The sequence below is a fragment of the Microbacterium sp. SCN 71-21 genome (assembly GCF_001725695.1).
In the GTDB taxonomy this organism is placed as follows: Bacteria; Actinomycetota; Actinomycetes; order Actinomycetales; family Microbacteriaceae; genus Microbacterium; species Microbacterium ginsengisoli.
In genome coordinates, this window is record NZ_MEGA01000082.1 from 1 (window position 1) to 8,894 (window position 8,894).

Annotated in this window: 5 protein-coding genes and 1 pseudogene; 4 read left to right on the forward strand and 2 right to left on the reverse strand. The window is 73.0% G+C overall.

The genetic code is table 11. The features are described 5' to 3' along the window. The 4 genes and pseudogenes from ABT08_RS11105 to ABT08_RS11120 all read left to right on the forward strand — a co-directional run. Positions 1–314 (forward strand): annotated as a pseudogene (locus tag ABT08_RS11105) (hypothetical protein); the annotation flags it as partial. Positions 315–342: 28 nt separating this feature from the next. After that, entirely contained in the window at positions 343–1,311 is a 969-nt protein-coding gene (locus ABT08_RS11110; protein ID WP_288114972.1) for a cyclase family protein, read from the forward strand. Beyond that, positions 1,308–2,495: an amidase gene (locus ABT08_RS11115; protein WP_056208296.1), complete on the forward strand. Its 1,188-nt coding sequence runs from the start codon at positions 1,308–1,310 to the stop codon at positions 2,493–2,495. Before ABT08_RS11110 ends, ABT08_RS11115 begins: the two co-directional genes overlap by 4 nt. Next, complete coding sequence (locus ABT08_RS11120) at positions 2,492–3,280, forward strand: SDR family NAD(P)-dependent oxidoreductase (protein WP_162237838.1); 789 nt, start codon at positions 2,492–2,494, stop codon at positions 3,278–3,280. Before ABT08_RS11115 ends, ABT08_RS11120 begins: the two co-directional genes overlap by 4 nt. Before the next feature lie 57 nt (positions 3,281–3,337). Here ABT08_RS11120 and ABT08_RS11125 read toward each other — a convergent pair whose 3' ends face one another. Continuing rightward, entirely contained in the window at positions 3,338–4,117 is a 780-nt protein-coding gene (locus ABT08_RS11125; protein ID WP_056208302.1) for a DNA-formamidopyrimidine glycosylase family protein, read from the reverse strand. Next, positions 4,110–8,744 carry an ATP-dependent helicase gene (locus ABT08_RS11130; protein WP_288114975.1) on the reverse strand — a complete coding sequence of 1,545 codons (4,635 nt, stop codon included), beginning with the start codon at positions 8,742–8,744 and terminating at the stop codon, positions 4,110–4,112. Before ABT08_RS11130 ends, ABT08_RS11125 begins: the two co-directional genes overlap by 8 nt. Positions 8,745–8,894 lie beyond the last annotated feature (150 nt).

Consider the following 8,894-nt stretch of genomic DNA (forward strand, 5'->3'; position numbering starts at 1 on the left):
ACGGCGTCACCGGCGCGCTCTCCGCGGTCGCCGGAATCGTGCTCGCCGGCTACACCGGCACCGGCGCGTACGGCATCGGCGACCAGTACACGCTCACCTCGGTCGCCGCCGTCGTCATCGGCGTGGCATCGATCCTCGGCGGCCGCGGCAGCTACGTCGGCACGATCGCGGGCGTGCTCGTACTCGCCGTGCTCGATGACGCACTGAGTGCCGCCGCGGTGCCCATCGCCGGGCGTCAGATCGCGCAGGGCGTCGCGATCATCCTCATCCTCCTCGTGTACGGACGCGAACGCCGCCTCCGCACCGCCAGCTGATCCCTCGCCACAGAACAGGAGCCACACCATGTGCGCAGACGCCACCGTCAACGCGGCACTCGGCGCGAAGATCGCCGCACGCGCCGCCACCTTCCGGGAGGTGAGCACCAGTCCGTTCGGAGTCGACGACGAGATCGGCATGCTCAACCTGCTCAACGACGTCGCCAGCGACGAACTGCTGCGGCGGGTGACGGGTGCCCCCGTCGACCTCTCCGTCGACTACTTCATCGGCATGCCGAGCTGGCAGGCCTTCGGCGACCCGGCATTCCAGATCTGGATGACCCACACCCCCCAGGGCAACCTGGTCGACGATGTCATCGGGGTCGGCGAGGCGCAGAACAGCCTGGTCGGCTATTCGAGCGACTCGATCTCGATGTACACGCACACGGGAACTCACGTCGACGCGCTCAACCACTTCGGGTACGGGCAGTCGATCTGGAACAACTTCAGCCAGGACAAGCACCTCGGCCGCCGCTACTGGACGAAGGGCGGAGCCGACAAGCACCCGCCGATCATCACCCGCGGCATCCTGCTCGACGTCGCCGCCCACGAGGGCACGGCGCAGCTGCCGCCGAGCTTCCTGATCACACCGGAGCTGCTCGCCGACACCGCGAAGGCGCAGGGCGTGGCGATCCAGCCCGGTGACGTCGTGTTCATCCGCACCGGCCGCATGCAGGCGTGGCCCGACTCCGACGCGTACATCGTCGACGAGCCCGGCATCGCCCGTGACGGTGCCGAGTGGATCGCGAAGCAGGGCGCCGCGATCATCGGCTCCGACAACGCCGCGATCGAGGTGCGTCCGTCGCAGGACCCGGAGAACTTCCACGACGTGCACACCTACCTCCTCGCGGAGGCGGGCGTGCCCATGCTCGAGATCGCCGACCTCGAGGGCCTCAGCGCCGCGCAGATGTACGAGTTCGCCTTCATCGGCGCGGCTCTGAAGATCCGCGGCGCGACCGGCAGCCCCATCCGTCCTCTCGCGCTGGCCCTCGCATGAGCGCCGACGTGACGAGCCTCGGCGACGCGAAGTCGTCGATCGCAGCCCACAGCGACACGAACGCGTTCATCTGGGTGGACGAGGCCGCCGACTTCGACGGTCCGATCCTCGCGGTGAAGGATCTGGTGGATGTCGCGGGCATGCCCACGACCCGCGGAACCGAGCTGCCCGTGGTGCCGACGGCGGACTCCGATGCTCCCGTGGTAGCGGCGCTCCGCGCCGCCGGCTGGGGCGTCATCGGCAAGACGAACCTGCACGAGCTCGCCCTCGGTCCCACGAGCGGCAACCCGCACTTCGGGCCCGTCGGCAACCCCGTCGATCCGGCGCGCATCGCGGGCGGCTCCTCCGGCGGGTCGGCGACGGCGGTCGGTCTCGGCATGGCCGACCTCGCCCTCGGCACCGACACGGGCGGCTCCGTGCGCATCCCGTCGGCGCTGAGCGGCACGGCGGGTCTGCGACCGACTCACGGGCGCTTCTCGCTCGACGGCGTCTGGCCCCTCGCTCCCTCGTTCGACACGATCGGCCCGATGTCGCGCGATGTCGACACGTTCGCGCGCGCGTATGTCGACGCGGGTCTGCTCGGCCCCGAGGCGATCGCCGACCCGGGGGAGTTCACCCTCATCGCCGCGCGCGACTGGGTCACGGCGACGACGGTCGACGAGACGGTCGCGGCATCCTGGGCGCGGGTCTCCGAGGGCCTGCCCTCCGCCGATCTGCCGTCTGCGGACGCGTTCATCTGGGCGGGGCTGACGATCCTGTACGCCGAGTCGGCCGCGAGCAACGCCGAGCAGCTGCTCGAGCGTCCGGAGACGATGGGCGCCGACATCCGCGAACTGATGGAGCGGGGGCTGCGCACCACCGCCGTCGACTACATCCGTGCGCAGGAGTCCCGTGAGGGGCTGCGCAAGATCATCGACGACGCACTCGACGCGGCCGGTGCCGACGCGCTGATCCTGCCGACGTGCGCGATCGTCGCACCCCTCATCGGCAGTGACCCGATCGAGTTCCGAGACGCGCTCAGCGTGTTCACGCGCCCGTTCGGGGTGACCGGGCACCCGGTCGTCGCCATCCCGGCGCCGACGTCGGGACTGCCGGTGGGAATGCAGATCGTCGGCCGCCGGGGGGCCGACGAACGCATCGTGTCGATCGCCCGCGCGCTCGAGAAGCGGTGGGCGACCGCGTGAGCGCAGCCGAGACCCTCCCGCGCGTCGCTCTGGTGACCGGCGGCGCGCGGGGGCTCGGCCGGGGCGCGGCGGATCGGCTGGCCGCCGACGGCGCCCGGGTGATCGTGCTCGACGTCGCGGAACCGGTGGATGCCGCGTGGACGGACCTCGCCGCGCTGTCGCCGGACGATCCGCTGAGCTTCGTGCGTGTTGACGTGACCGACGGCAGCGCGGTGCGACGCGCGGTCGATGCCGTCGTCGCCGTGCACGGCGGGATCGACGTGCTCGTCGTCGGTGCGGGGATCGCGATCCCCGCGACCCGACTCGTCGATGCCGCGTGGGACGACGTCGCGCGCTTGGTCGATGTGAACGTGTGGGGCGTGATGCGCACGCTGCGCGCGGTGCTCGCGGTGATGCGGGCGGGCGGGTCGGTCGTGGTGATCTCGTCGCAGACCGGCAAGCAGGCGTGGGAGGGCTGGGGGGTCTACTCGGGCTCGAAGGCGTTCTCGATCGCGCTCGTGCAGGCCCTCGCCGTCGAGCACGCCGAGGAGGGCATCCGCGTGAACGCCCTGTGCCCGGGAACGATGGAATCGGACATGATGCGCACGGCGTTCACCGCGCGGGCCGCCGAGACGGGTCGGTCGCTCGACGAGGAGATCGCCGCGTACGCGGCACGGATCCCTGCCGGTCGGATGGGCACGCCCACGGACGTCGGGGGAGCGGTCGCCTGGCTCGCCTCGCCCGACTCCTCGTTCGTGACCGGCGCGACGATCAACCTCACCGGCGGGGAGATGACCTTCTTCTGAGGTGCGGCCATCGGGGTGCGGCAGGCGGGTCCGCCGTCGCCGGGCCGGCATGCCGCGTCACAGGGCCGGCTGGCAGCGCGGGCACCAGAAGACGTTGCGCTGCGCGGTGGGGTCGGCGCCGAGCGTGGTCTCGGTGATCGTCGTCCCGCACCGCCGGCAGGGCTGGCGGGCGCGGCGGTAGACCCACGTGCGCTGCCCCGGCTTGTCGATGCCGGTGAACGTGCGACGGGCGCGGTCGCGGTTGCCCCGGATGAGGCGCGCCCCCGCCTGCGCGAGAGCGAGCGTGTCCACCGCGCTCGCCGGGGTGTGCGGGTCGATGCCCCGCAGGAACAGCAGCTCGTTGACGTATTCGTTGCCGAGACCGGCGAGGTTGCGCTGATCGAGCAGGGCGACGTGGGCCGGCCGCTCGTCGGCGCTGAGGCGTCGGGCGGCCTCCACGGCGTCCCAGTCGGGTCCGAGCGTGTCGGGGCCGAGGTAGCCGACGAGCTCGTCCTCGTGGTCCGTGGGCACGACGTCGACCATGGCGAGGTCGAACCCGACCGCGAGGGCGCGGGCGGTGCCGACGATCGCCCGGGCCTTGAAGGCCGGTGCGCGCCACGCCTCACCGGGACGGTAGAGGTGCCACTGGCCCTCCATCTTGAGGTGCGAGTGCACCGACATGTCGCCGATGCGCTGCAGCAGGTGCTTTCCGCGGGGGATCACGCCGTGCACGGTCTCGCCGGTGAGATCGGCGGTCGCGACCTGCGGCACGCGCAGCTCGAACCGGGTGACGACGTCGCCCGCGAGCGCCTCGTGCAGCCGGCGCGCAGTCTGGAAGACGGTGTCGCCCTCAGGCACGTGCGCCCTCGAGCTGGCGCCGCAGCGTGAGCCCGCGCGTCGCCTCGACGAATCCCGCCTCCCGCAGCGCGCGACCGGCGGGCGTGCCGAACACGAACACGCCGTTGACCTGTTCGACCGTCAGGGTGTCGAGGCGCCCGCCGCGCGCCGTCGCGACGAGGGCACGGGATGCCGCGGCGAGCACAGCCTCGTCGTCGGTGAACGCGAGCGCGGTCTTGCCGCCGCGCTCGAGGTAGAGCGCCAGTGCACCGTCGACGAGCACGACGACCGCGCCCGCCTTGCGGCCGGGGCGGTGCGTGATGCCGTCGAGCCCGGGCCAGGCGAGGGCGGCGCCGTAGGGGTTGGCGGGGTCGGTGGCCGCGAGAGCGACCGCCTCGAGCGGCGGCGGATCGGCGAGCGCGGCGTACTCGCGCAGCCGGTCGATCGTCGACGAGGCGGCGAACTGTGCCGCGCCGAGCTTCTCGATCACGTAGCCGCGGCGGCAGTGCCCCGCCTCCTCGAACCCGGCGAGCACGCGGTAGGCCTGCGCGAAGCCACCGGGAAGTCCCTCGTTCTGCACCGAGCCTCGGGTGACGACGCCGTACCTGTCGAGCAGCAGCGAGGCGGCCGCGGTGGCGCGGACGGTCGGGTCGGTCTCGGGCTCCGGCAGCAGCGACCAGCGTCCGCCGATCGCCGCGGGGCGCGGCGGCGCCGCCGGCCGGGCGATCGGCGTGCCGCGGTACATCCGTGCCCGCGGGGCGCGCCGCGCGACGCGGTGGGCCTGCGAGCCGCCGGCGAGCAGCGCCCGCACCGGCGCGAACGTGTCGTTGGTGATGCGTCCGGTCCAGGCGAGCGCCCACAGTGCCTCGATGACCGACTGCTCGTTCTCGGCGCCCGTCGCCTGCCGCAGCTGTGCCGCGAAGTACGCTCCGCCGCCCGCGAGCGCCTCGAGCACAGCCCGCTCGAGCTCGCCGGGTGTCGCGTCGTCGTCGGGTGCGGCGAGGGTGGCGGATGCCGCATCCGCCGGATGCAGCGCGATCCAGCCGTCTCTGCCGGGCAGGGTGCCGTGCCCGGACCACAGCACCTCTCCCGACGCGGTGAGCTCGTCGAGAAGCGCCGGTGTGTAGTCGCGCACGCGCGACGGGAGGATGAGCGACTCCCAGGCGCTCGCCGGGATCGGCACCCCCGCGAGCTGCTCGACGACCTGCAGCACGCCGTCGACGCCCTCGAGGGGACGTGTGACGTGCTGCCAGACCGGCAGGAAGCGTGCGAACGCCTCGGGCGGCACCGGTTCGACGCTGCCCCGGATCGCGGCGAGCGAGCGCATCCGCAGTCGACGCAGCACCTCGCTGTCGCACCACTCCAGGTCGTCGGTCGACCCGGATGCCTCGGGCAGGAAGTATCCGCTCGTGACCCGTCCGACGGCGTCGAGGCGCTGCAGGGCGTGGCGGGCGACGGCGGCGCCGAGGCCCAGCCGCTCGGCGACCGCGGCGACGGTGAACGGACCGTGCGTGCGTGTGTGGCGGGCGACGAGGTCGGCGAGCGGGTCGGTGACCGGTTCGAGGAACGCCGTCGGGATGCCCACCGGCAGCGCCGCGCCGAGCGCGTCGCGCAGGCGCCCGGCGTCTTCGATCGCGGCGAAGCGGGGGTGTCCGGCGATGGTCACCGCGATCGCGCGGCGCGCGTCGACGAGGTCGTGCGCGAGCGCGCTGGCGCGGGCCGGGGTGGCCGCGGCATCCTCGTCGTCATCGGCCTGCAGACGCAGGGCGATCTCGTCGGCATCGAGGGGGCCGAGCAGGCGCAGCAGGTCGGCGACCCCCTCGCGCCCGCGCACCCGCCGCCCGGGGTCGAGGCGCTGGGCCTCCCGCTCGAACTGCGCGATCACCGCGGGGTCGAGCAGCTCCCGCAGCTCGACCTTGCCGAGCAGCTCGCTCAGCAGCGCCGGGTCGACCGAGAGCGCGGCGGCGCGGCGCTCCGCCAGCGGCGAGTCGCCCTCGTACATGAACGCGCCGACGTAGCCGAAGAGCAGGTCGCGGGCGAAGGGCGACGGCTGCGTCGTGGTGGTCTCGACGAGTCGGATGCGCCGGTCGGCGATGCTGCGGGCGATGCGGGTGAGGGCGGGCAGGTCGTAGACGTCCTGCAGCACCTCGCGGAGGGTCTCGAGGATGATCGGGAACGTCGGATGCCGGCGGGCCACCTCGAGCAGCTGCGCCGAGCGCTGCCGCTGCTGCCACAGGGGGCTCCGCCGGTTCGGGTTGGTACGCGGCATCAGCAGGGCGCGCGCGGCGCATTCGCGGAAGCGAGAGGCGAAGAGAGCCGACCCGCCGACCTCGTCGGTGACGATCTGCTCCAGCTCGTCGGCGTCGAAGACGAACAGCTCGGCGCCGGGTGGCTCGCTCGTCGCGTCGGGGATGCGCGCGATGATGCCGTCGTCGCTCGCGACCGCCGAGCCCTCGACGCCGAGGCGCTCCCGGATGCGCGCGTTGACCGCGAGCGCCCACGGCGCGTGCACCTGCATGCCGTAGGGGGAGTGCAGGATGATGCGCCAGTCGCCGACCTCGTCGTGACCGCGCTCGACGGTGAGCTGCCGGTCGGTGGGCACCGAGCCGGTAGCCTCCTTCTGCTCGTCGAGGTAGGCCAGCAGGTTGTCGATCGCGTTCTCGTCGAGCCCCGCCTCGACGAGGCGGGGCACGGCCTTCTCGCGACCCGCGGCCGACACCTCGCGCGAGAAGCGGCCGAGGGCCTCGCCGAGCTCGGCGGGGCGCCCGATGCCGTCGCCGTGCCAGAACGGCACCTTGCCGGGCTGCCCGAACGCGGGCACGACGTTCACGCGGTCATGGGTGATCTCGACGATGCGCCAGCTGGTGGTGCCGAGGGTGAAGACGTCGTTCACCCTCGACTCGTAGACCATCTCCTCGTCGAGCTCGCCCACTCGCGCGTTCTGCGTCTCGCCGGCGACGAACACGCCGAACAGGCCGCGGTCGGGGATCGTGCCGCCGCTCGTCACGGCGATGCGCTGCGCGCCCGGTCGCCCCGTGAGGGTGCCGGCGTCGCGGTCCCACACGACGCGGGGTCGCAGCTCCGCGAACTCGTCTGACGGATAGCGCCCGGCGAGCAGGTCGAGGGTGGCCTCGTAGGCCGAGCGTGGGAGCGACCGGAACGGGGCGCTGCGCCGCACGGTCTCGAACCAGGCCTCGACGTCGATCGCCCCGCGGGCGGCGGCGGCCACCGTCTGCTGGGCGAGGATGTCGAGCGGGTTCTGCGGGATGCGCACCTCTTCGATCTGTCCGTGCAGCATGCGCTCGGTGACGACCGCCGTGTGCAGCACGTCGCCGCGGTGCTTCGGGAAGAGGGCGGCCGTCGACACCTCGCCGACCTGGTGGCCGGCGCGGCCCACGCGCTGCAGACCCGACGCCGCCGACGGCGGCGCCTCGACCTGGATCACGAGGTCGACCGCGCCCATGTCGATGCCGAGCTCGAGGCTCGAGGTCGCGACCACGCATCGCAGCGCGCCCGACTTCAGCTCGTCTTCGACCTGCGCGCGCTGCTCCTTCGAGACCGAGCCGTGGTGCGCTTTCGCGAGCACGGGGTCGGCCCCGGCGGTCGCGCCGGCCTGCGCCATCACGGCGGCCGGCGGCGCCGAGGCGGTCGGCAGGTCGAGCCCCAGGCGCTCCGCGTAGACCTCGTTCAGCCGCCCGGTGAGTCGTTCGGCGAGGCGTCGCGAGTTGGCGAAGACGATCGTCGACCGGCGCTCGAGCACCCGGTCGACGATCGCCTCCTCGACGTGCGGCCACACCGATCCGGTGATCTCGGTGTTCGACGTGCCCTCGGCGAACCAGTCGTCGGATGCCGCCTCCTCACGCCCGCCCGCAGCGGGCGGTTCACCCGGGGGCGGTGGGGGATGCAGCATGTCGTCGACGGGCACGACGACGGACAGGTCGAAGGTCTTCGAGGCGCGGGGCGCGACGATGTCGACCGGTGCGGCACCGCCGAGGAAGCCGGCGACCGCGTCGATCGGGCGCACCGTGGCCGACAGGCCGATGCGCTGGGCGGGACGGTCGAGCAGGTCGTCGAGCCGTTCCAGGCTCACGGCCAGGTGCGCCCCGCGCTTCGTGGCCGCGACCGCGTGCACCTCGTCGACGATGACCGTGTGCACCCCTCGCAGGGTGTCGCCCGCCTGCGACGTGAGCATCAGGTAGAGCGACTCGGGGGTCGTGATGAGGATGTCGGGCGGCGCCTGCACGAGTCTGCGCCGGTCGCCCGAGGTCGTGTCGCCCGACCGCACGCCCACGGTCACCGCGGGCACATCGAGCCCGAGGCGTCGTGCCGACTGGCCGATGCCGACGAGCGGTGAGCGCAGGTTGCGTTCGACGTCGACGCCGAGTGCCTTCAGGGGTGAGATGTAGAGGATGCGGGTGGAGGGGGCATCCGTCGCCGGGGCAGTCGCCGACTTCTCGCGGAAGACCCGATCGATCGCCCAGAGGAACGCCGACAGCGTCTTGCCCGAGCCGGTCGGCGCGACCACCAGTGCGTTCCGGCCTCCCGAGATCGCCTCCCACGCGCCCACCTGGGCGGTGGTGGGGGCCGCGAAGGCGCCACGGAACCAGTCCTGCGTGGCAGGCGAGAACCGATCGAGCACCTCGCTCATCCCTCTATCTTCCCGCCGGGCGCCGACATCGACGCCCGGTTGCGCTGCGGCCCGTTGCTATGGTGTGGCTATGACGGCGGCGCGCGGGCGGAGTGCGGCGATCACCGTCGCCGTGGTCGGCACCGTGCTCGTCATCGCCTATGCGGCGCT